This is a genomic window from Halomonas cibimaris, from assembly GCF_055379665.1.
The window spans coordinates 2,097,091-2,116,963 of record NZ_AP043828.1; the positions used below are offsets into that span (position 1 = coordinate 2,097,091).

The window sequence follows — 19,873 nt, forward strand, 5'->3', positions numbered from 1 at the left end:
CAGAGAGGTCAGCATGCACCTTGAACGTTTACTGCAATACGCTGAAGACACTGTTGAAGTACCGCCGGTGGATCAGTGGCAGCCGCCGTTTTGTGGCGATATACCGTTGACCATCAAGGCCGACGGCAGCTGGTGGCACCAGGGCGAGCCGTTTACGCGCCCGGCCCTTGTGCGGCTGCTGGCGAGCCTGCTGCGCCGCGATCCTGAAGGCGTGTGCCTGGTGACACCGGCCGAGCGGGTGCGCATCGACGTCGAAGACTGCCCGCTGATGATTGTCGCGGCCTGCCAAAAAGGCCGCGACTGGTGGCTGACCACCGATCACGGCGACGCGCTGCGCCTGGACGGCGATCACCCGCTGACCATGACGGCCACCCCGGCAGGCGATGCGGCACCGCAGGTGCCGGTGCGCTTTGGCCTTGCCGCCCGGCTTAATCGCAACGTTTACTATCAGCTGGTTGACGCCGCCAGCCTGCGCCGGACCGAGGCCGGCACGCAGGTCGGCATCGAAAGCGGCGGCGCCTGGCACCTGCTGGGCACCCTGGACGACGACGAGGCAGACGCGGCGCTGTGAGGCTCACCCGGCAGCAGCAGGCAGTGATCCACCACGCCGGCGGCCACGCGCGGGTAGCGGCGGTGGCCGGCGCAGGCAAAACTACTACCATGGCGGCACGGGTGCTGCACCTGCTGGCCCAGGGCGTGGCGCCCAAACGGATGCTGGTGCTGATGTTCAACCGCTCGGCGCGAGAAGATTTTCAGCGCCGTCTGAGCAGTATGGCGCCGCCCGGGCAGGCGCTGCCCGACGTGCGCACCTTTCACTCGCTGGGCCACCGGCTGAGCCAGAGCCTGTGCCGCTGGGGCGTGCTCCAGCCGCGCCGTCTGCTGTCGGCGGACTGGCAGCTGGAGCGCCTGCTGCGCCAGGCCAGCCTGAGCGTGCTGGAGCACGAACGCGAGCGCCGGGATGCGGCCCTGGAAAGCGACCGGCTGGAAACGCTGGCGCACTACTGCGCGCTGGTCAAAGCCGAAATGCTGGCCCCCGAGGCGCTGTATCCGCGCCTGGCGCTGGATGTCGATACCGACTATTTTCCCGCCGCCTTTCACGAGGCCGAGCGCCTGCTGCACGAAGACGGCGTGATGACCTACGCCGACCTGCTGTATCGCCCGCTCAAGGTGCTGGAAGCCGATGAGACCCTGCGCGCCCGGGTAGCCGGCTTTCTGGATCACGTTATCATTGATGAATACCAGGACATCAACGCCGCCCAGCAGCGTCTGCTGGCGCTGCTGGCCGGTGACCAGGCCGACGTCATGGCCGTGGGGGATGCCAACCAGTGCATCTACGAATGGCGCGGGGCCCGCCCCGATACCATGCTTGCCGACTTTACCGCCACCTTTGGCAAAGCGCAGGACTATCCGCTGTCGGTCACCTTTCGCCACGGCCACGCGCTGGCGCTTTCGGCCAACTATGCCATTGCCGCCAACCGCCGCCGGCCCGATCAGCTGTGCCTGGCCGGCCCGGCAACGCCGGCGACTCGGGTGGCCGTAGGGCAGGGCAGCCGCGCGCTGCTGGATGCGCTGACCGACTGGCAGGCCCGGGGCCGTCCGCTCGCTGAGGCCTGCCTATTGGTGCGTAGTTGGGCCCTATCGGTGCCGTTTCAGCTGGCGCTTTTACAAGCCGGACTCCCCTTTCGCCTTTCGCGAGAAGATCGCTTTGTCTTTCGTCTGCCGCTGGTGCAGGCGCTGGCCGGCTATCTTCGATTGGCCCGCCAGCCCAATCTGCTCCACGACCCCGCGCTGCTGCTGCTGCTGCTGTCCCAGCCGACCACCTTCGTCGCCCGGGAAAAGCTCTGGCGGCTGGCTTGCCGGCTGGCCGACACCCAGCGCTGGCCCGAGCGCGGCGACCCGCAGCTCACCGAGCTCAAGGCGCTGCAGCGCAAGACGCTGAAAAAGCGCTGGGCGCTGCTGTGCGAGCTGCCAAAGCTTGGCGCCTGGCCGCCGGCCAAGCTGCTGCGCTACGTGGTGGACGCGGTGGAGGCGGAAAAAGTGCTCAAGCGCGCCGCCGCCCGGCGCGACAAGGGCGAAGAAGATGTCCGCCTGCTGGACGTGCTGATCGAGCAGGCGCAGAGCGCAGCCGACCCCGACGCCTTTATCGAGCTTTTGCAGCGCCCGGTGCACAACCAGGCCGGCGGCGTGCTGATCAGTACGGTACATGCCGCCAAGGGCCTGGAATGGCCGCTGGTGGCGGTGGCCGGCATCAACGAAGAGGACTTTCCCCACTACAGCCGCGACAACCCGCTCACCGACGAGCGCCTGGAAGAAGAGCGCCGGCTGTTCTATGTGGGGATCACCCGGGCCCGGGAAGAGCTGCGGCTGATACACGACGGCGGCGAGCACCGCCCCAGCCGTTTTCTCGCCGAGTGCGCCTGGCAAGATGCCATGGCGATTGCCGACCGGCTTGCCGCCGATGCACCCCCCGCCGCGCCGCTGACGGTGGACTCCCCGGATATTGCCCGGCGCTACCTGGCCGCTGTCGCGCGTGACGATATAACGCTGGAAGCGCCGTCGCAGACGCCAGAGGCCATGCCCTCAACGGCCGGCGAGTTCTTCCCCGGCCAGCGGCTGCGTCATGCGGTGTTCGGCGACGGCGAAGTGGCCGCGGTGGAAGGCAACCCTGACGACCCGGTGATTGACGTGCGCTTCCAGCGTGCCGGGCGCCGGCGGCTGATGGCCCGGCGCGCCCCGATTGAATCGCTGGACAGCGCCGCGCCCTGACGGCCTGCCCGTTGAGTCACGGCGTTGAGTCACGGCGACCCCGCTTTCATAACGACGACTGGAGTTTGTCATGCTACATCCGCTGATTTGCGCTGAAGCCCTGGATACGGCACTTGCCGGCGCTGTGCCGCCGCAGGTGTTGGACTGTCGCGCGCGGCTTGACGACGCCGAGGCCGGCCGGCGCCTGTGGCGCCAGGGCCATATTGCCAGCGCTCAGCACGTATCGCTGGACGATGAGCTGGCCGCCGAGCCCGGCTCGCGCGGGCGCCACCCCTTGCCTGACGCCGAAGCGTTTACCGCCGTGGTGCAGCGTCTGGGTATCAAACCCGACGTGCCGGTTGTGGTGTATGACGATTGCAGCGGCCGGCTGGCCGCGGCGCGGGCCTGGTGGATGCTGGCAATATGGGCCGGCCATCCGGACGTGCGCGTGCTCGACGGCGGGCTCGATGCCTGGCAGCAGCGCGGCGGGGCGCTGGTAACGGCGACCGCAGCGCCGGTGCCGAGCGACTGGCGGCCGCGGTTCAACGACGCCGCCTGGATTGACGCCGATACCGTGGCCGGCGGCAAGGTGCTGCCGGTTGATGCGCGCGCCGCGCCGCGCTTTCGCGGTGAAAGCGAGCCCATGGAAACGGTGGCCGGGCATATTCCCGGCGCCGTCAATCGGCCGAGCACGGATAACCTGACCGCTGACGGCGGTTTCAAAGCCCCGGCCGTGCTCAACGCGGAGCTGCCCCGGGCGCCGGCCATTGCCGTCTACTGCGGCTCGGGCGTGAGCGCTTGCCACCATGTGCTGGCCTACGCCGTGGCCGGGCGCGCGCTGCCCCGGCTCTACGTTGGCTCCTGGAGCGAGTGGATCACCGATGCCACGCGCGGCGTTGCCACCGGCGACTAGCGCCGGCGGGGCCTGCATAGAGGAGCGGGCCTACATATTAGGATAGTTAGGCCCGCCGCCGCCTTCCGGGGCCGTCCAGATGATGTTGTGCGAGGGCTCTTTGATATCGCAGGTCTTGCAGTGGATGCAGTTCTGGAAATTGATCTGGACCTGCTTGTCGCCGTTTGCGTTTTCCACGATTTCGTATACCCCGGTGGGGCAGTAGCGCTGGGCCGGCTCGGCGTATTTGGGCAGCGTATGGCGAATGGGCAGATCGGCATCCACCAGTTTGAGGTGTGAAGGCTGGTTTTCCTCGTGGTGGGTGTTGGATAAAAACACCGATGATGGCTTGTCAAACGACAGCTTGCCGTCAGGTGCGGGGTAATCGATAGGGCTAAAGGCGTCGGCAGGCTTTAGCGAGCCCGGATCGGTTGCCGTGTCGTGAACGTTGGGCAGCCGGCCGCCGACAAGCTGATTGATAAAGTTATACGCCCCGCCAAGCACGGTGCCGTAGCGGTGAATCGCCGGGCCGAAGCTGGCGCTTTCGCTGAGCTCGGCATAAGCCCAGCTGGCTTGCCAGCGCCGGGTAAAGTCGGTGAGCTCGCGGCCGCCTTCGTCGCCTGCCGCCAGCGCCTCGAAGACGCTTTCGGCGGCGATCATGCCCGATTTCATGGCCGTATGCAGGCCTTTGATCTTGGCAAAGTTCAGCGTGCCGGCGTTGCAGCCCAGCAGCAGCCCGCCGGGAAAGGTCATTTTGGGCAGGCTGTTAAAGCCGCCTTTGGTCAGCGCCCGGGCGCCGTAGGCGATGCGCTCGCCGCCGGCCAGATGACGGGCCAGCAGCGGGTGATGCTTCATGCGTTGAAACTCGTCAAACGGCGAAATCCACGGGTTCTGGTAGGACAAATCGACAATCAGCCCCACCAGCACCTGGCCGTGATCGGCGTGGTATAAAAACCAGCCGCCGTGGGTTGAGCCGCTCAGCGGCCAGCCGGCACCGTGCAGCACAAGCCCGGGCTTGTGCTGTTCGGCGGGCACTTCCCAAAGCTCTTTGAGGCCGGTGGCGTAATGCTGGGGATCGCACCCGGCATCCAGCGCGAAGTGGCGGATCAGCTGCTGACCCAGATGCCCGCGGGAGCCTTCGGCAAACAGCGTATAGCGGGCGCGCAGCTCCATGCCTGGCGCATAGTTATCGGTGGGCGTGCCGTCGGCGGCAATGCCCATGTCACCGGTGACGATGCCGGCCACGCGGCCGTTTTCGATAATTGAGTGCTGGGCGGCAAAGCCGGGCAGGACATCTACCCCCAGCGCTTCGGCCTGCTCGGCCAGCCAGCGGCATAGATCACCGGCGCTGGCAACGTAGCGGGTGATGCCGTCGCCGGTGTTGTGCATGCTTTTGGGCACCAGGGCGTGGGGCAGGCGATGGGCTTTCGTGGCGCTGCGCAGCAGGTACGTTGCGTCCCGCTGCACGGGGGTATTCAGCGGTGCGCCGCGCTCGGCCCAGTCAGGGAAGAGCTCGTCGAGTGCGCGAGTTTCAAAGATCGCCCCGGAGAGAATATGCGCGCCGACTTCCGAGCCTTTTTCCACCACGCAAACGTCAAGCGCCCGTTCGGCCTGGCGGGCCTGCTGCATCAGTCGGCAGGCAGCCGCCAGCCCGGAGGGGCCGGCGCCTACGATCACGACATCAAACTCCATTACCTCGCGTTGTGCGTTTTCCACCGGGATGTCTCCTGTGTTCGTCGTCACGCCGTGCGGGCCTTGGCGCCGTCAGGCCGGCCCGCCCGCTTTCATCGGCGTGTGCGCTTCTGATTGTGGTACATGAGAGGCATAATACCCGTGCAAGAACGCTCCTTCGATGGTTATCGGCGTGCTTTTTCCGGCAGGTGTGCCGGCAGCGGTGCTTGCCCCGCGATGTGCGCGGATAACGAGGTGGGAGTCGGCTTTCCCTTCAGGCCAAGCGAGGCATCTATGAAAGTACTCGTCGCGGTAAAACGCGTCGTCGATCACAACGTCAGGATCCGGGTCAAACCGGACGCCACGGATGTGGATCTGACCCATGTCAAGATGGCGATGAACCCTTTCTGCGAGATCGCCGTGGAAGAGGCGGTACGCCTTAAAGAGCAGGGCGTGGCCAGCGAAATTGTGGCCGTCACCATCGGCTCCAAGGCCGCCCAGGAACAGCTGCGCGCGGCCATGGCGCTGGGCGCTGACCGGGCGATCCACGTGCAGACCGAGGCGCGCGTGGACTCGCTCAACGCCGCCCGAATGCTGGCGCAGATCGCCGAGCAGGAGCAGCCCGGCCTGGTGCTGCTGGGCAAGCAGGCCATTGACAGCGACAACAACCAGACCGGCCAGATGCTGGCAGCGATGATGGATGCCGCCCAGGGCACTTTTGCCTCTAGCATCGAGGTGGACGGCGAAGCCGTTACGGTAACCCGGGAAATCGACGGCGGCATGCAAACGCTGCGGTTAACGCTGCCGGCGGTGATCAGCGCCGATCTGCGCTTGAACGAGCCGCGCTATGCCAAACTGCCCGCGATCATGAAAGCCAAGAAAAAACCGCTCGAAGAGACTTCGCCCGAGGCGCTCGGCGTCAGCGTAGCGTCCAATATTGAGCTGTTAAGCGTTGAGCCGCCGCAAGCGCGTCGCGGCGGGGTCAAGGTGGCCTCGGTTGACGAGCTGGTGGATAAACTCAAAAACGAAGCAAAGGTGATTACATGAGCATTCTGGTACTCGCCGATCTGGACGCAGGCCGGCTGGCCGGTGAAACGGCGCACGTCGTGGCGGCCGCTCGGGCCATCGATGACCGCGTGGACGTGCTGGTGGCGGGGGACGGCGTGCAGGAGGCAGCCGGCCAGGCTGCCGGGCTGGAAGGCGTCAGCCGGGTGCGCGTGGCAGATCACGCCGTTTATGCCCATCGGCTGGCCGAGCCGCTGAGCGCGCTGCTGGCAGCGCTTGTCGACGACTATACCCATGTGCTTGCAAGCACCTCAACGGCCGGCAAAAACGTGCTGCCGCGCCTGGCAGCGCTTAAAGGCGTAGGGCAGGTGTCGGATATTATCGCGGTGGAAAGCGCAGATACATTCAAGCGCCCGATCTATGCCGGCAACGCCGTGGCCCGGGTGCAAAACCGCGAGAATCTCAAGGTGATAACCGTGCGCCCCAGCGCCTTTGACGCCGTGGCGCCGGCAGCGGAGGCGGCACCGCGAGAAGCGCTGGATATCGTGGTGGACAACACGCTCACGCAGTTTGTTGACGAACAGCTCGCCGTAAGCGAGCGGCCCGAGCTGGGCGGTGCCAGCGTCATCGTGTCCGGCGGGCGCGGTATGGGCAACGGCGAGAATTTCCGGCTGCTGGGCGGCATTGCCGACAAGCTTGACGCCGCCATCGGCGCCTCGCGCGCGGCGGTAGACGCAGGCTTTGTGCCCAACGATATGCAGGTCGGCCAGACGGGCAAAATCGTCGCCCCGGATCTGTATATCGCCGTGGGCATTTCCGGCGCGATACAGCACCTGGCCGGTATGAAAGACTCGCGGGTGATCGTTGCCATTAACAAAGACGAGGAAGCGCCGATTTTCCAAGTGGCTGACTATGGCCTGGTGGGCGATCTCTTTGATGTGCTGCCTGAGCTGGAAAGCAAGCTGTAGCGATACCGGTCCGCCGACGACGGCGGTTGAAATCCTGCGATCAAGGCCGCACCTTATAGGGCGTTGACAAGAGCAACGGTAAAACCATAACGCAAGGAGAGGATGACAAATGGTACATACACTGCCCGAACTACCCTACGCCTACGATGCGCTGGAACCGCACATTGACGCGACCACCATGGAAATCCACCATTCGCGTCACCATCAGACTTACGTCAACAACCTGAACGCCGCGCTTGAAGGCACCGGCCTTGAAGACGTGCCCGGCGAAGAGCTGCTGGCCAACCTGGACCGGGTGCCGGAAGAAAAGCGCCAGGCCGTGATCAACAACGGCGGCGGCGTGGTCAACCACACCATGTTCTGGCAAATGATGTCGCCCAACGGCGGCGGCCAGCCTCACGGCGACGTGGCCAAGGCCATTGATGCCGAGCTTGGCGGCTATGAAGCCTTTCAGGATGCGCTGAAAAAAGCCGCGCTGGGCCGTTTCGGCAGCGGCTGGGCCTGGCTTTGCGTAACGCCGGAGAAAAAGCTGGTGGTAGAAAACACGCTCAACCAGGACAGCCCGATTTCCCACGGCAACACGCCGATTCTGGGGCTTGACGTCTGGGAGCACGCTTACTATCTCAAATACCAGAACAAGCGCCCGGACTACATCGCGGCGTTTTTCAACGTCATCAACTGGGAAGAGGTCGAGCGTCGCTACCAGGCAGCCGTAGCCTGAAGCACAGGCTGACCTGACGCTGCCCCGACGGTAGCGTGACCGACCGCTCGCTGTGGATCAGCGGGCGGTTTTTTTATGCCCGTACGCCCGTATTGTTCTTTGCCCGTTCGTGATTTTTGGCAACGTTTTCTGCCCGTTTTCCCGCCTTCGGCTTGCCCCTAGCATAAAATCCGCCGCCTCGACAGCTTGACATTGCGCCGTTATATCTTTCGCAGAAAATAACTATATATAGTGCAAAATATGCCTTGAAGTGCGCGATATATACTATATATTGTGCCCGTCGGGCAGGGCGCACCTGCGCGCCCGGGCGCGTTTATCCCTGTTAATGATCCAACGTATTTACAGTGAGGAGCTCAACAATGGCGATTACGGTGTATAGCGCGGCGTCGTGCGTGCAGTGCACGGCAACCTACCGGGAAATGGAAAAGCTGGGCCTTTCTTATACCGTTATCAATGTAGACGAAACGCCCAAAGCCCGCGACAAGCTGGTGCAGCTGGGTCATCGTCAGCTGCCGGTCGTTATCGCCGGCGAGGCGCACTGGTCAGGCTTTCGTCCGGATCGCATCCGCGAACTCACCGCCGCCACGGCATGAGCACCGCACCGCAGCTGGTGTATTTTTCCACCAAGTCGGGAAATACACGTCGCTTTATCGAAAAGCTCGACCTGCCCGCCGAGCGCATTCCCTTTGAAAAAGATGTGCCGCCGCTAAAGGTCGAGTCGCCCTATATTCTGGTTGTGCCCAGCTACGGCGGCGGCAGCGTCGCCGGGGCCGTGCCCAAACCCGTGATTCATTTTTTAAACGATGCGCACAACCGGCGCTTCATTCGCGGCGTGATCGCGGCGGGCAATACCAATTTCGGCGCCGCCTACGGCATTGCCGGGCGCATCGTCGCAAAAAAGTGCGGCGTGCCGCTTTTATATCGCTTTGAGCTGTTTGGCACGCCGCAAGACGTCGCCAACGTTCGTCAGGGAGTTACCTCGTTTTGGCCACCACATCAGTAGCACCGGCGCCTTCCCAGCAGGCCGCAAAAACGCTGGATTACCACGCGCTTAACGCCATGCTCAACCTGTACGGCGCCGACGGCCGCCTGCAGCTGGACAAGGACCGCGAAGCGGCGCGCCAATATTTTTTGCAGCACGTCAACCAAAACACGGTGTTTTTCCACTCGCTGGAAGAAAAGCTCGACTACCTCGTCGAGCAGGGCTACTACGAAGCCGAGATGCTCGCACAGTACGATGCGGCCTTTATCAAGGCGCTGTTTGAGCAGGCCTACGCCTACAAGTTTCGCTTTTCCAGCTTTCTCGGCGCGTTCAAGTACTACACCAGCTATACGCTGAAAACCTTTGACGGCAAGCGCTACCTGGAACGCTTTGAAGATCGCGTCTGCACGGTCGCGCTGACCCTGGCCCGCGGCGACGAGGCCCTGGCAAAAGCGCTGGTGGACGAGATGATCAACGGCCGCTTTCAGCCGGCCACGCCGACGTTTCTCAACTGCGGCAAGCGCCAGCGCGGCGAGCTGGTGTCGTGTTTTCTGCTGCGCATTGAAGACAACATGGAATCCATCGGCCGGGCGATCAACTCCGCGCTGCAGCTGTCCAAGCGCGGCGGCGGGGTGGCGTTTTTGCTCAGCAACATCCGCGAGCAGGGCGCGCCGATCAAACGCATTGAGAACCAGTCGTCGGGGATTATCCCGATTATGAAGCTTTTGGAAGACGCGTTTTCCTACGCCAACCAGCTGGGCGCACGCCAGGGCGCCGGGGCGGTGTATCTCAACGCCCACCATCCGGATATTCTTCACTTTCTGGATACCAAGCGCGAAAACGCCGACGAAAAAATCCGCATCAAGACGCTGTCGCTGGGCGTGACCATTCCCGACATCACCTTCGAGCTTGCCAAGCACAACGAAGATATGTATCTGTTCTCGCCCTACGACGTAGAGCGGGTCTACGGCGTGGCGTTCGGCGACATCAGCGTGACCGAAAAATACCGTGAGATGGTCGCCGACAAGCGTATTCACAAAAGCAAGATCAACGCTCGGACATTTTTTCAGACCCTGGCCGAGCTGCAGTTTGAGTCCGGTTACCCCTACGTCTTGTTTGAAGACAGCGCCAACCGCGACAACCCCGTCACCGGGCGCATCAACATGAGCAACCTGTGCTCGGAGATTCTGCAGGTCAATACGCCCAGCCGCTACGATGAAGATCTGGGCTATGCGCAGGTGGGCGAGGATATTTCCTGCAATCTGGGCTCGCTCAACATCGCCCGGGTGATGGACAGCGGGGATATCGGTTCCAGCGTGGAAACCGCCGTGCGCGGGCTTACCGCTGTATCCGAGATCAGCAACCTGTCGTCGGTGCCGTCGGTGGCCAACGGCAACGCCCGGTCCCGGGCGATTGGCCTGGGGCAGATGAACCTGCACGGTTTTCTTGCCCGGGAACATATCCACTACGGCTCGGACGAGGGGCTGGATTTCACCAACCTGTACTTCTATACCGTGGCCTACCACGCCCTGCGCGCTTCCAATCGCCTGGCCATCGAAAACGGCGATACCTTCAAGGGCTTTGCCGAATCGCGCTACGCCGACGGCCGCTTTTTCGATAAATATACCGATCAGGTCTGGGCGCCGCGCACCGACAAGGTCAAGGATCTGTTTGCGCGTTCGGGCATTCACCTGCCAAACCAAAACGACTGGCGCGAGCTGAAAGCCTCCGTTATGGCCCACGGGCTTTACAACCGTAATCTCCAGGCGATTCCGCCTACCGGCTCCATTTCGTATATCAACCACGCCACCTCAAGTATTCATCCGGTGGCCGCCAAGATCGAAATTCGCAAGGAAGGCAAGCTCGGCCGCGCCTACTATCCGGCGCCGTATCTCAACGATGAGAACATGGCGTACTTTCAGGACGCCTACGAGATCGGCGCGGAAAAGATCATCGACACCTACGCCGAGGCCACCCAGCACGTGGATCAGGGGCTGTCGCTTACGCTGTTTTTCCCCGATACCGCGACCACGCGGGATATCAACCGCACCCAGATCTACGCCTGGCGCAAGGGCATCAAGACGCTTTATTACATTCGCCTGCGCCAGGCTGCGCTTGCCGGCACCGAAGTGGAAGGCTGCGTGTCCTGCACGCTGTAAAGGAGAAGAACATGACTGCGATGCAAACGCCCGCCGCGCCGCGGGTTTCCCGAGTGGATGCAATCAACTGGAACCGCCTTCAGGACGACAAGGACCTGGAGGTGTGGAACCGTTTGACCAGCAACTTCTGGCTGCCCGAAAAAGTCCCGCTGTCCAACGATATCCCGTCGTGGAAGACGCTGACCGCCGAAGAGCAGCGGCTGACCATCCGCGTGTTTACCGGGCTGACGCTTTTGGACACCATCCAGAGCAGCGTCGGGGCGCCTGCGCTGATGCCCGATGCGCGCACGCCCCACGAAGAGGCGGTCTACGCCAACATCGCCTTCATGGAGGCGGTGCACGCGCGCTCCTACAGCTCGATTTTCTCCACGCTGTGCGCGACAAGCGACGTTGACGACGCCTTTCGCTGGAGCGAGGAAAACCCCACGCTGCAGGCGAAATCCACGCTGATTCTGGAGCGCTACTATTCGGAAGACCCGCTGATGCGCAAGGTGGCCAGCGTGTTTCTCGAATCGTTTCTGTTCTACTCGGGCTTTTTTCTGCCCATGTACTGGTCAAGCCACGCCAAGCTGACCAACACCGCGGATTTGATTCGGCTGATCATTCGCGACGAAGCCGTACACGGCTACTACATCGGCTACAAGTTTCAGCTGGCCTATGAAGAAGCCACGCCTGAGCGTCAGGCCGAGGTGAAAAACTACGCCTATGAGCTGCTGATGGCGCTGTATGACAACGAAATCAAATACACCGAGTCGCTGTACGACGGCGTGGGCCTTACCGAGGACGTCAAGAAATTCCTCCACTACAACGCCAACAAGGCGCTGATGAATCTGGGGTTTGAAGCGCTGTTTCCGGAAAGCGTGACCGACGTGGACCCCACCATCATGGCGGCATTGGCGCCCAACGCCGACGAAAACCACGACTTTTTCTCGGGTTCCGGCTCGTCCTACGTGATCGGCCGCGCTGAGGCCACCGAAGACGACGACTGGGCGTTTTAACCGGCGCCGCTCGGTGCGCCCGGCACATCACAAACGCTTCCGGCACGCCCGGAAGCGTTTTTTTATAGCCGGAATCGCCGGAGAGGCCGCGCGCGGCGCTAAATTAAATGATAAGTATTGCCATTCAATAAAGAAGTGCTAGGCTGTGCGTACAAACGCAAACCGTTCTTATCCCTTGGCCATTCTCAACGATCGAGCCGCCGGCGGATAAGCACGCTGACCCATGTGGCGGAGATGCTCTTGACTAACACCATTCGCGCAGCGGCGTATTGTCTGGCAGCGGCCGGTGCGCTGGCCGCGCTGCTGCCTGCAGGCTCGTCATGGGCCGCTGACGAGGCGGCCGCGTCTCGTGCGGCGGTGGACGGGGTAGATGCCCAGCATACCCAGGCGAAGCTGCAAGCACAGATTGATCAGGCCAGTGAAAAAACCCGTACGGCCATTGCAGAGCTTCGCAAGCTTGAACGTGAAACCCGCGCGCTGCGCCATCAAAACCGCAAGCAGCAGCGGCGGCTGGCAGACGAGGCCGAGCGCCAGCAGGCGCTTGGCCGGGCGCTTGATACCCTTGAGCACACCCGCAAGGCGCTGCCGCGCATCGAACAGGACATGGCGCGCCAGCTAAGCGGCTTTATCAAAAACGACATGCCGTTTCTCAAGCAGGAACGCCTGGCGCGGGTGGAAAACGACGAAGCGCTGGCACCCGCTGCGCGTATTCGCCGGCTGCTGGAAGCCTGGCGCGCCGAGCTTGCCTACGGGCGCGACGTGGATCGCTGGCGCGGCCGCGTACAGCTCAGCGACGAAGAAACCAGAGAGGTGGACTTTCTTCGTCTGGGGCGCATCGGCTGGTACTACCTGACGCCGGACGGCCGCAAGGGTGGCGTCTGGCACGCCGAGCGCCGCCAGTGGCAGCCGCTGGACGAGGCCGGCCGGCGCGAAGTGCGCCACGGCCTGCTGGTGGCCGAGGCGCAGCGTGCCCCTGAGCTGTTGACCATGCCGCTGTCGGTCACAGTCGCCGCACCGCCGAGCGATGATACAAAAGATGCCCAAGGGGATGACGCATGAGCCGATTTCGATGGAGGGTCCTGCTGGTCGCTGCCGGTGCGCTGCTGCTGGCTGGCGCCGGCCAGGCGCAGACAGAGCCCGATGTAGCGTCTCTGCGCGAGGCGCGCCAGGCCGCAGAAATGCGCGATCGCCAGCGGCTGCTGGAGCTGGTCGACGATCAGCAGGCGCGGCAAAGCGCGCTAGCGGCGGCCCGTAAAGCCCATGCTCAGGCACGCCGCAAAGCCGCTGCGCTGTCGATTCGGCAAACCGCCCAAACGTTCAGCGCAGCCCGGTTGGAAACCCGTCAAAGCGAGCAGGGCGAACGCCTTGCCGGGCTGCTGTCAGCGCTTGCCCGCCACAGCTCCGAGGTGCGCAACGCCCTGGGCGACGACAGCTGGCTCACCCTGGGTGATACGCCGCTGCCGCCGCGCCTGGACGATGCCGAAGTGCTTGAACAGCGCCATCTGGAAGACGTGGTCGACAGCCTCGCCGGGCTTACCCGGGCGACCGGCCGCGCCGAGCGTATCACGCTGCCCGTGGCAGATGCCGGCGGTAACGTCAGCGAGCGCAGCGTGGTGCGCGTGGGGGACTTTGCCGCCTTTACCCCGAACGCGCTGCTCACGCGTCGGGGTGGCGATGAAAGCCCGGCGCTGGAGCCCGACACGCCCAGGGAGGTCAGCCGCTGGCTGGCCGGCTACGCCAGCGGCGAGCGCCGCACCCTGGCGGTGGACCCGACGCGCGGCAGCGTGCTGGAAGCGCTGACGCAGCGCCCGACTCTGTGGCAGCGGTTTCATCAGGGCGGCTACGTCGGCTATGTAGTCGTCGCCCTGGGGGCGGTCGGCCTGCTGGTGGCCGCCGTGCAGTATGCCTACCTGCTGGCGGTAAGTGCCCGAGTGCGCCGCCAGCGCCGAACGCCTGCCACGCTGCGGCCCAACAATCCGCTGGGACGGGTGCTGCTGCGGTTTCAGCGTCTGGACAAGCAGCAAGCCCCCGAAGCGCTGGAAGCCCGGCTGGACGAAGCCGTGCTCGCCGAGCTGCCAAGGCTTGAGCGCGGCCAGCCGCTGGTCAAGCTGCTCGCAGCCGTGGCGCCGCTGCTGGGGCTTTTGGGTACCGTGACCGGCATGATCGTGACGTTTCAGGCGATTACCGTGTTTGGCACCGGCGATCCCCAGCTGATGGCCGGCGGCATCAGCCAGGCGCTGGTGACCACGGTGCTGGGGCTGATCACGGCGGTGCCGCTGCTGTTTGCCCAGACCGCGCTTTCCAGCCGCAGCCGGGCGCTGGCGCAGATCGTAGAAGGCCAGGCCAGCGCAGCGCTGGCCACGCATCTGGAACACCACCCCGCAACAGCACACACGGAGCCGACGCATGAGCGTGCCTCAACCGTGGCTTGAGCCCGTTGCCCGGCTGATGGACGCCGGCGGCGGCGTGCTGGTGATACTGGCCGGCGTGGCGGTGCTGGTGTTTACCCTGGGTGTGGAGCGCTTCTGGTTTTATCAGCTCAGCTGGCGGCCGGCGCGCCAGGATCTGGTGCGCCGCTGGGCCGCCCGCCGGGAGCATCACAGCTGGAGCGCACGCACGCTGCGCCACGTTCGCGCGCAGACGCTGATGGCCCGGCTTGCCAAGCCGCTGCCCTGGCTCAAGCTGCTGGTGGCGCTGTGTCCGCTGCTGGGGCTTTTGGGTACCGTGACCGGCATGATCAGCGTGTTTGACAGCCTCGCGCTCAACGATACCGGTCAGGCGCGCGCCATGGCCGACGGCGTGGCCCGGGCCACGCTGCCCACGCTCACCGGCATGGCCATTGCCGTGGTGGGGCTTTTGTTTATCAGCCGCCTTGAGCACGTCATCCGCCGGGAAGACCAGCGATTGCACGACCGTCTGACCCGGGCACTGGAACATCGCTCACGGGAGAACAACGATGCGTAGACGCCATTCGCTGGCCGCGGACGCCGACAGCAGTGAAGTCAACCTGACGCCGATGCTGGACGTGGTGTTTATCATGCTGATCTTTTTTATCGTCACCACCAGCTTTGTCAAGGAAAGCGGGGTCGACATCGAACGGCCGGAGTCCAGCGCCGCTACCTCCCGGGCCGACGCCCAGGTGCTGGTAGCGCTCACCGCCGAAGGGGCCGTGTGGGTTGACGGCAGCCCCGTGGATACCCACCGCGTGGGCAAGCAGGTAGCCGGAATGATCAGCGATGACGGCAGCGTGGTGATTCAGGCCGACCGCCGCGCGGAAACCGGGCTGCTCATTGAAGTCATGGATCGGCTCAAGCAGGCAGGCGTCGAAAAGATGGCCGTGGCCGCTAGCCGCAGCGGCTCATGAGGTGGGCCATGCTGCGTAACGGCCTTTCCTGGCTTTGCGGCGGCGGGCTTGCGCTGACGCTTTTCTGGCTGCTGGCGCTTTTGGTGATGCCGCCAAGCGCCGATCATCAAAAGCCCGAGCAGATGACGCTGGCGATTACCCAAGCAGCGCCTCCGCCGCCGGCGCCGGCCCAGACAAAGCCCCAGACGGTGGCGCAAACGCCGCCGCCCGCGCCGGCCCCGGCACCGGTGGCAAGCAGTGCTATCGCACTGCCTGACGCTACGCTGCCGGACGTGCCGGCCGAAACCGTAGCGCTGGACAGCCGGCTGCCGGAGCTGACCGAGGCCAAGCCGGAACCCAGGCCACAGCCCGAGCCTCAGCCGCAGCCTGAGCCCGAACCCGGCCCGAGCCCCGCGCCGGCAGCCCAGGCGGCGGCCGCGACGCCGTCCACCGACCGCCAGGCACGCCCCAGCCCCGAGCCGAGCCCGGCATCCAACGAGCCGGTGGATGTAGGGCAGGTCGCGCCGACTCGCCGGGTTAGCCCCCAGTATCCGTCCCGGGCGCAGCGCCGCGGTATGGAAGGATTTGTCGAGATGCGCTTTGTCATTCGCCGCGACGGCCGGGTAGAGAAAGACTCGATTCGCGTGATTCAGGCCAAGCCCCGCCGAGTTTTCGAGCCGGCCGCGCGCAAGGCCATTGCCCAGTGGCAGTTTGAGCCGGGCAGCCAGCGCCGCCGGGCCACGCAGCGTATTCGGTTCCAGCTGAGGTAGTTTATATGCCCCGTTATTTTGCCCGCCTGCTGTGCGCTGCGCTGCTAGGGCTATCAAGCGTCGCGGCGTGGGGTGCGCCCTCGCTTGCCGGCGATGTGATTCGTGATTTGCAAGCGCTCGAGGCGTCTTTTGAGCAGGGCAAACTGGAGCGCGCGGTGCGTCACGGCAAGCGCCAGGCCGAGCGCTTTGCCTCGGGCAACGCCGCCGACCGCTACGCAAGCGCGCTGTATCGTCAGCTGGTGGCAAGCGCTTTGGCCGAGCAAAAACGTTACGGCGCTGCCGCCGGCCAGCTTGCCCGGGCGCGTCAGGCGCTGGGGCCGAAAAGCGAGCTGAGCCGGCGCTGGCTGCGCGAGCAGGCCGAACTTTACCGGGCCGGCGGAGACAACGACCGGGCCGTTGCCCGGCTGAGCGAGTGGCTGGATAGCGCCCCGGCCGGCGCCGAGCGCCGCGACGCGCGCTGGCGCCTGATCGGCTGGCTGGCCCAGGAAAAGCGCTGGGAAGACGCCGCCAGGGCGCTGGAGGCGGCCGGTGAAGTGGCAACCGAGCGCCGGCGTCGGCTGGCGCTGGCCGTCAACCTCAACGCCGGGCGCATGGACAAGGCGCTGGACGAACTCACCGCCGAGCTTGGGCCAGACAGCAGTGCCGATGCGTGGCGTCAGGCCGCCGGGGTCGCCCAGCGCGCCGGCCGGCCGGGGGTGGCCGCCGGGCTTTGGGACACCGCCTGGCGGTTGGGCCGGCTTGAGCGCCCGGCAGACTACTGGCAGCTGATTGACCTGCATATAAGCGGCGGTACGCCGGCGCGAGCGGCTGAACTGCTGGACGCCGGGCTTGCCGCGGGGCGGGTGGTGCGCAGCGCGCTGACGCTGAGCCTGCGCGCCACGGCCTGGCAGCAGGCCCGGGACGTGTCGCACGCGCTCAAGGCCCGGCGGGCGCTGGCGCTGCATACCCAAAGCGCCGAGCAGTGGCGCATGCTGGGCCGGCTGGCCTATGCCCGGGGGCAGGATGCCCAAGCCAGAGCGGCCTTTGAGCGCGCCGTGGCCCTGGGTGACGAGCAGGCAAAGCCGTGGCTGGCAGCGCTGAAAGCCGGGTCAGGCCAGTGACAGATCAAACTCGGTCCATACCGGCGCGTGGTCCGAGGGCTTTTCCATGCCGCGCAGCGCATAGTCGATGCCCGATTCCCGGACGCGCCGGGCAAGGGGCGAGCTGACCAGAATATAGTCGATGCGCAGCCCGCGCCGCGGGTCGCGGTCAAAACCTTTGGAGCGGTAGTCAAACCAGCTGAAAAGATCGTCACGCGCCGGGTGGCAGATCCGATAGCTGTCGGCAAGCCCCCAGGCCTTGATGCCGCCGAGCCACTCACGCTCCACGGGCTGAAAGCTTGTTTTGCCCTCGCGCAGCCAGCGCTTGCGGTTGGCCTCGCCGATGCCGATATCACGATCTTCGGGGGATACGTTGAAATCGCCCATCACCGCGACGTGGTCGTCGGGCGAGTGCCGGTCGTGCAGCAGCTGCAAGAGCTGGGCGTAAAACCGCGCCTTGTGGGGATACTTGGTAGGGTGATGGATGCTTTCTCCCTGGGGGAAGTAGCCGTTCCATACCGTAACCGCCTCGCCTTCGGCGCCGCGCAGGCGCACGCCGATCATGCGCCGCTGGGCGTTTTCTTCATCGTCGGGAAAGCCGTAAAACACCGCTTCGGGTGCCTGGCGGCACATCAGTGCTACGCCGTAATGGCCTTTCTGGCCGTGGTACACCACGTGATAGCCCAGCGCCTCCACGCTTTCCCGCGGGAACTCGCTGTCTTGTACCTTGGTTTCCTGCAGGCCGATGACGTCCGGCCGATGGCTCTCGACCAGTGCTTTTAGCTGATGGGGGCGTGCCCGAATGCCGTTGACGTTAAACGAGACCAGCCGCATCAGTGCTTCTCCCCGCCGTTATCGGAGGGGTGAATGGCAATGTTCGGCGCGCTTTGCTGGCGCTGCAGACGTTTTTGCGCCTGCTGCTGGCGCTGCTTTTGTTTTTTGGCGGCAAAGCGCTTTGATGGCCCCGTCTGGTCAGGGTTGGCGTGGCGCCACTGTTTGTAGTCCTTACGTCGACCGGTACGAATCGATACCTTGTCGGCAAGCGAGCGGGTCTTTTTGCGACGCGTCATGTAAGCGCTCCGGGGTAACCTATAGCCTGATGGAAGCGTTCATTCTAACAGGCACCGGCGCCTGGCATACAGCAACGCTGCGCCTCTGGGGCCAAGCCCTGTTACACTATGGCGCCGGTGTGCGCGCCTTGGCGGGTACACCGCGTCACCTGTGATGCCACTCATCCACCGTAACGGATAGATAGAAAGCCTATGAGCGAGTCGGAAAAGACCACACAGCAGGCCGCGGCGCGCAAACCCAAGCGCCGCCGTCGCAAGCCGCGCCGTCGCCAGTCGGGCTGGGATCTTCGCCAGTTCAAGGTACCGGCCGTTGCCGGCAAGTGGCGCTTTCATGATTTTGACCTGCCGCTGCCTTTGATGCGTGCCATTCAGGCACACGGCTTTGAATACTGCACGCCGATCCAGGCGGAGACGCTGCGCCACACGCTGCTGGGCGGCGATATGCTGGGCAAAGCCCCCACCAGCACGGGCAAGACGACGGCTTTTTTGATTTCGATTCTGGCCTATTTTCTGGAAGAAAAAGCCCCCGACGGGCAGCAGCATCGCGCGCCTCGGGCGCTGGTGGTCGCGCCCACCCGGGAGCTTGCCCTGCAGATCGCCAAGGATGCCCAGGGACTTGCCCGCTACACCCAGCTAAACGTGGCCAGCGCGGTGGGCGGTATCGACTACCAGCAGCAGTGCGAACAGCTGGATAAAAAGGTCGATTTGCTGGTTGCCACGCCCGGGCGCCTGCTGGATTTTCAGCAGAAAGGCGAGCTGGATCTGGCCCAGACCGAGGTGCTGGTGCTCGATGAGGTCGATCGCATGCTCTCCATGGGCTTTAGCCCCGATATCAAGCGCATCGTGGCGCAGACGCCGGCGCGCGATAAGCGCCAGACCTGGCTGTTTTCGGCGACGCTAAGCGATGACGTTACGGCGTTTGCCGAGCAGTGGGCCCGGTCGCCGGCGAAGGTAGAAATCACCGCAAACGCCGACCGCCAGGCGGATGTTGACCAGCGCGTCTATCGGGTTGCAGACGCCGACAAACCGCGTTTGCTGATCACGCTTTTACAGCAGGAAAACGGCGAGCGGGTTCTTGTCTTTGTCAACCGCCGGGATCTTGTGCGCGAGCTGGAAGGCGAACTTGCGCGTGCCGGCATCAGCGCGGCAATGCTTTCAGGGGATGTGCCCCAGGCCGAGCGGGGAGCGACGCTTGAGCAGTTTCGCGAAGGCAAGCTTCAGGTGCTGGTGGCAACCGACGTGGCCGGGCGCGGCATTCACATCGACGACGTCAGCCACGTGATCAACTACACCCTGCCGGAAGATCCCGCCGACTACGTTCACCGCATCGGGCGTGCCGGACGCGCCGGTACCCCGGGGGTATCGATCAGCTTTGTCGGCGAAGAAGACGCCTTCGCGCTGCCGGAAATCGAACGCTACACCGGCGATGCGCTGATGTGTGAGCCGCCGCCGGAAGGCCTGCGCTAGCCG

The 19,873-nt window shown here is 64.5% G+C and carries 20 protein-coding genes; 17 read left to right on the forward strand and 3 right to left on the reverse strand.

What is annotated here, in order from left to right:
• Positions 1-13 precede the first annotated feature (13 nt).
• The 3 genes from ACZ415_RS09755 (at position 14) to ACZ415_RS09765 (ending at position 3,658) form a co-directional block, all read left to right on the forward strand.
• Complete coding sequence (locus tag ACZ415_RS09755) at positions 14-571, forward strand: DUF1285 domain-containing protein (RefSeq protein ID WP_344703869.1); 558 nt, start codon at positions 14-16, stop codon at positions 569-571.
• Positions 568-2,766, forward strand: a complete 2,199-nt coding sequence (locus tag ACZ415_RS09760) for an ATP-dependent helicase (RefSeq protein WP_344703871.1) — start codon at positions 568-570, stop codon at positions 2,764-2,766. The genes ACZ415_RS09755 and ACZ415_RS09760 overlap by 4 nt, the downstream gene beginning before the upstream one ends.
• A gap of 70 nt (positions 2,767-2,836) precedes the next feature.
• Positions 2,837-3,658, forward strand: coding sequence for a sulfurtransferase (locus ACZ415_RS09765; RefSeq protein WP_344703873.1), 822 nt, complete (start codon positions 2,837-2,839; stop codon positions 3,656-3,658).
• 30 nt (positions 3,659-3,688) lie between these two features.
• Here the strand turns inward: ACZ415_RS09765 and ACZ415_RS09770 are convergent, their stop codons facing one another.
• The gene (locus ACZ415_RS09770; protein WP_425552741.1) at positions 3,689-5,329 is read right to left on the reverse strand and encodes an electron transfer flavoprotein-ubiquinone oxidoreductase; all 1,641 of its coding nucleotides are present in this window, start codon (positions 5,327-5,329) and stop codon (positions 3,689-3,691) included.
• A gap of 273 nt (positions 5,330-5,602) precedes the next feature.
• Between ACZ415_RS09770 and ACZ415_RS09775 the strand changes: the two genes are divergently transcribed.
• From ACZ415_RS09775 to ACZ415_RS09835, 13 genes are all read left to right on the forward strand, one after another.
• Positions 5,603-6,355, forward strand: a complete 753-nt coding sequence (locus ACZ415_RS09775; protein ID WP_344703877.1) for an electron transfer flavoprotein subunit beta/FixA family protein — start codon at positions 5,603-5,605, stop codon at positions 6,353-6,355.
• The gene (locus ACZ415_RS09780) at positions 6,352-7,281 is read left to right on the forward strand and encodes an electron transfer flavoprotein subunit alpha/FixB family protein (RefSeq protein WP_344703879.1); all 930 of its coding nucleotides are present in this window, start codon (positions 6,352-6,354) and stop codon (positions 7,279-7,281) included. The genes ACZ415_RS09775 and ACZ415_RS09780 overlap by 4 nt, the downstream gene beginning before the upstream one ends.
• A 109-nt stretch (positions 7,282-7,390) precedes the next feature.
• Positions 7,391-8,002: a superoxide dismutase gene (locus ACZ415_RS09785; protein ID WP_344703881.1), complete on the forward strand. Its 612-nt coding sequence runs from the start codon at positions 7,391-7,393 to the stop codon at positions 8,000-8,002.
• A 359-nt stretch (positions 8,003-8,361) separates the two neighbouring features.
• A complete protein-coding gene (gene nrdH, locus ACZ415_RS09790; RefSeq protein ID WP_344703883.1) occupies positions 8,362-8,595 on the forward strand; it encodes a glutaredoxin-like protein NrdH in 234 nt (77 codons plus the stop codon).
• A complete protein-coding gene (gene nrdI / locus ACZ415_RS09795) occupies positions 8,592-9,005 on the forward strand; it encodes a class Ib ribonucleoside-diphosphate reductase assembly flavoprotein NrdI (protein ID WP_344703885.1) in 414 nt (137 codons plus the stop codon). Before nrdH ends, nrdI begins: the two co-directional genes overlap by 4 nt.
• Positions 8,987-11,143 carry a class 1b ribonucleoside-diphosphate reductase subunit alpha gene (gene nrdE / locus ACZ415_RS09800; protein ID WP_344703887.1) on the forward strand — a complete coding sequence of 719 codons (2,157 nt, stop codon included), beginning with the start codon at positions 8,987-8,989 and terminating at the stop codon, positions 11,141-11,143. Before nrdI ends, nrdE begins: the two co-directional genes overlap by 19 nt.
• 11 nt (positions 11,144-11,154) lie before the next feature.
• Positions 11,155-12,141: a class 1b ribonucleoside-diphosphate reductase subunit beta gene (nrdF, locus tag ACZ415_RS09805; RefSeq protein ID WP_344703889.1), complete on the forward strand. Its 987-nt coding sequence runs from the start codon at positions 11,155-11,157 to the stop codon at positions 12,139-12,141.
• Between the two features lie 240 nt (positions 12,142-12,381).
• Positions 12,382-13,200 (forward strand): DUF3450 domain-containing protein, encoded by an 819-nt coding sequence (locus ACZ415_RS09810; protein WP_344703891.1) that lies wholly within the window; start codon positions 12,382-12,384, stop codon positions 13,198-13,200.
• On the forward strand, positions 13,197-14,573 hold the full coding sequence (locus ACZ415_RS09815; protein ID WP_344703893.1) for a MotA/TolQ/ExbB proton channel family protein: 1,377 nt from the start codon (positions 13,197-13,199) through the stop codon (positions 14,571-14,573). The genes ACZ415_RS09810 and ACZ415_RS09815 overlap by 4 nt, the downstream gene beginning before the upstream one ends.
• Entirely contained in the window at positions 14,548-15,105 is a 558-nt protein-coding gene (locus ACZ415_RS09820; RefSeq protein ID WP_344703895.1) for a MotA/TolQ/ExbB proton channel family protein, read from the forward strand. Before ACZ415_RS09815 ends, ACZ415_RS09820 begins: the two co-directional genes overlap by 26 nt.
• The gene (locus tag ACZ415_RS09825; protein ID WP_344703897.1) at positions 15,098-15,505 is read left to right on the forward strand and encodes an ExbD/TolR family protein; all 408 of its coding nucleotides are present in this window, start codon (positions 15,098-15,100) and stop codon (positions 15,503-15,505) included. Before ACZ415_RS09820 ends, ACZ415_RS09825 begins: the two co-directional genes overlap by 8 nt.
• Positions 15,506-15,513: 8 nt before the next feature.
• On the forward strand, positions 15,514-16,254 hold the full coding sequence (locus tag ACZ415_RS09830; RefSeq protein WP_344703899.1) for an energy transducer TonB: 741 nt from the start codon (positions 15,514-15,516) through the stop codon (positions 16,252-16,254).
• Between the two features lie 5 nt (positions 16,255-16,259).
• Positions 16,260-17,354, forward strand: coding sequence for a tetratricopeptide repeat protein (locus ACZ415_RS09835; RefSeq protein WP_344703901.1), 1,095 nt, complete (start codon positions 16,260-16,262; stop codon positions 17,352-17,354).
• Here ACZ415_RS09835 and xthA read toward each other — a convergent pair.
• The gene (gene xthA / locus ACZ415_RS09840; RefSeq protein WP_344703903.1) at positions 17,343-18,167 is read right to left on the reverse strand and encodes an exodeoxyribonuclease III; all 825 of its coding nucleotides are present in this window, start codon (positions 18,165-18,167) and stop codon (positions 17,343-17,345) included. The genes ACZ415_RS09835 and xthA overlap by 12 nt on opposite strands.
• Positions 18,167-18,403, reverse strand: coding sequence for a hypothetical protein (locus ACZ415_RS09845; protein ID WP_344703905.1), 237 nt, complete (start codon positions 18,401-18,403; stop codon positions 18,167-18,169). The genes xthA and ACZ415_RS09845 overlap by 1 nt, the downstream gene beginning before the upstream one ends.
• Before the next feature lie 192 nt (positions 18,404-18,595).
• Here ACZ415_RS09845 and ACZ415_RS09850 point away from each other — a divergent pair, with 192 nt between their 5' ends.
• Complete coding sequence (locus ACZ415_RS09850) at positions 18,596-19,870, forward strand: DEAD/DEAH box helicase (RefSeq protein ID WP_464387725.1); 1,275 nt, start codon at positions 18,596-18,598, stop codon at positions 19,868-19,870.
• The last annotated feature ends 3 nt before the right edge of the window (positions 19,871-19,873 follow it).

Coding starts and splice junctions, on each gene's coding strand:
- ACZ415_RS09755 (WP_344703869.1), top strand. CDS start 14: ATGCACCTTGAACGTTTACTGCAATACGCTGAAGACACTGTTGAAGTA.
- ACZ415_RS09765 (WP_344703873.1), top strand. CDS start 2,837: ATGCTACATCCGCTGATTTGCGCTGAAGCCCTGGATACGGCACTTGCC.
- ACZ415_RS09770 (WP_425552741.1), bottom strand. CDS start 5,329: ATGGAGTTTGATGTCGTGATCGTAGGCGCCGGCCCCTCCGGGCTGGCG.
- ACZ415_RS09775 (WP_344703877.1), top strand. CDS start 5,603: ATGAAAGTACTCGTCGCGGTAAAACGCGTCGTCGATCACAACGTCAGG.
- ACZ415_RS09780 (WP_344703879.1), top strand. CDS start 6,352: ATGAGCATTCTGGTACTCGCCGATCTGGACGCAGGCCGGCTGGCCGGT.
- ACZ415_RS09785 (WP_344703881.1), top strand. CDS start 7,391: ATGGTACATACACTGCCCGAACTACCCTACGCCTACGATGCGCTGGAA.
- nrdH (WP_344703883.1), top strand. CDS start 8,362: ATGGCGATTACGGTGTATAGCGCGGCGTCGTGCGTGCAGTGCACGGCA.
- nrdI (WP_344703885.1), top strand. CDS start 8,592: ATGAGCACCGCACCGCAGCTGGTGTATTTTTCCACCAAGTCGGGAAAT.
- nrdF (WP_344703889.1), top strand. CDS start 11,155: ATGACTGCGATGCAAACGCCCGCCGCGCCGCGGGTTTCCCGAGTGGAT.
- ACZ415_RS09815 (WP_344703893.1), top strand. CDS start 13,197: ATGAGCCGATTTCGATGGAGGGTCCTGCTGGTCGCTGCCGGTGCGCTG.
- ACZ415_RS09820 (WP_344703895.1), top strand. CDS start 14,548: ATGAGCGTGCCTCAACCGTGGCTTGAGCCCGTTGCCCGGCTGATGGAC.
- ACZ415_RS09825 (WP_344703897.1), top strand. CDS start 15,098: ATGCGTAGACGCCATTCGCTGGCCGCGGACGCCGACAGCAGTGAAGTC.
- ACZ415_RS09830 (WP_344703899.1), top strand. CDS start 15,514: ATGCTGCGTAACGGCCTTTCCTGGCTTTGCGGCGGCGGGCTTGCGCTG.
- ACZ415_RS09835 (WP_344703901.1), top strand. CDS start 16,260: ATGCCCCGTTATTTTGCCCGCCTGCTGTGCGCTGCGCTGCTAGGGCTA.
- xthA (WP_344703903.1), bottom strand. CDS start 18,167: ATGCGGCTGGTCTCGTTTAACGTCAACGGCATTCGGGCACGCCCCCAT.
- ACZ415_RS09845 (WP_344703905.1), bottom strand. CDS start 18,403: ATGACGCGTCGCAAAAAGACCCGCTCGCTTGCCGACAAGGTATCGATT.
- ACZ415_RS09850 (WP_464387725.1), top strand. CDS start 18,596: ATGAGCGAGTCGGAAAAGACCACACAGCAGGCCGCGGCGCGCAAACCC.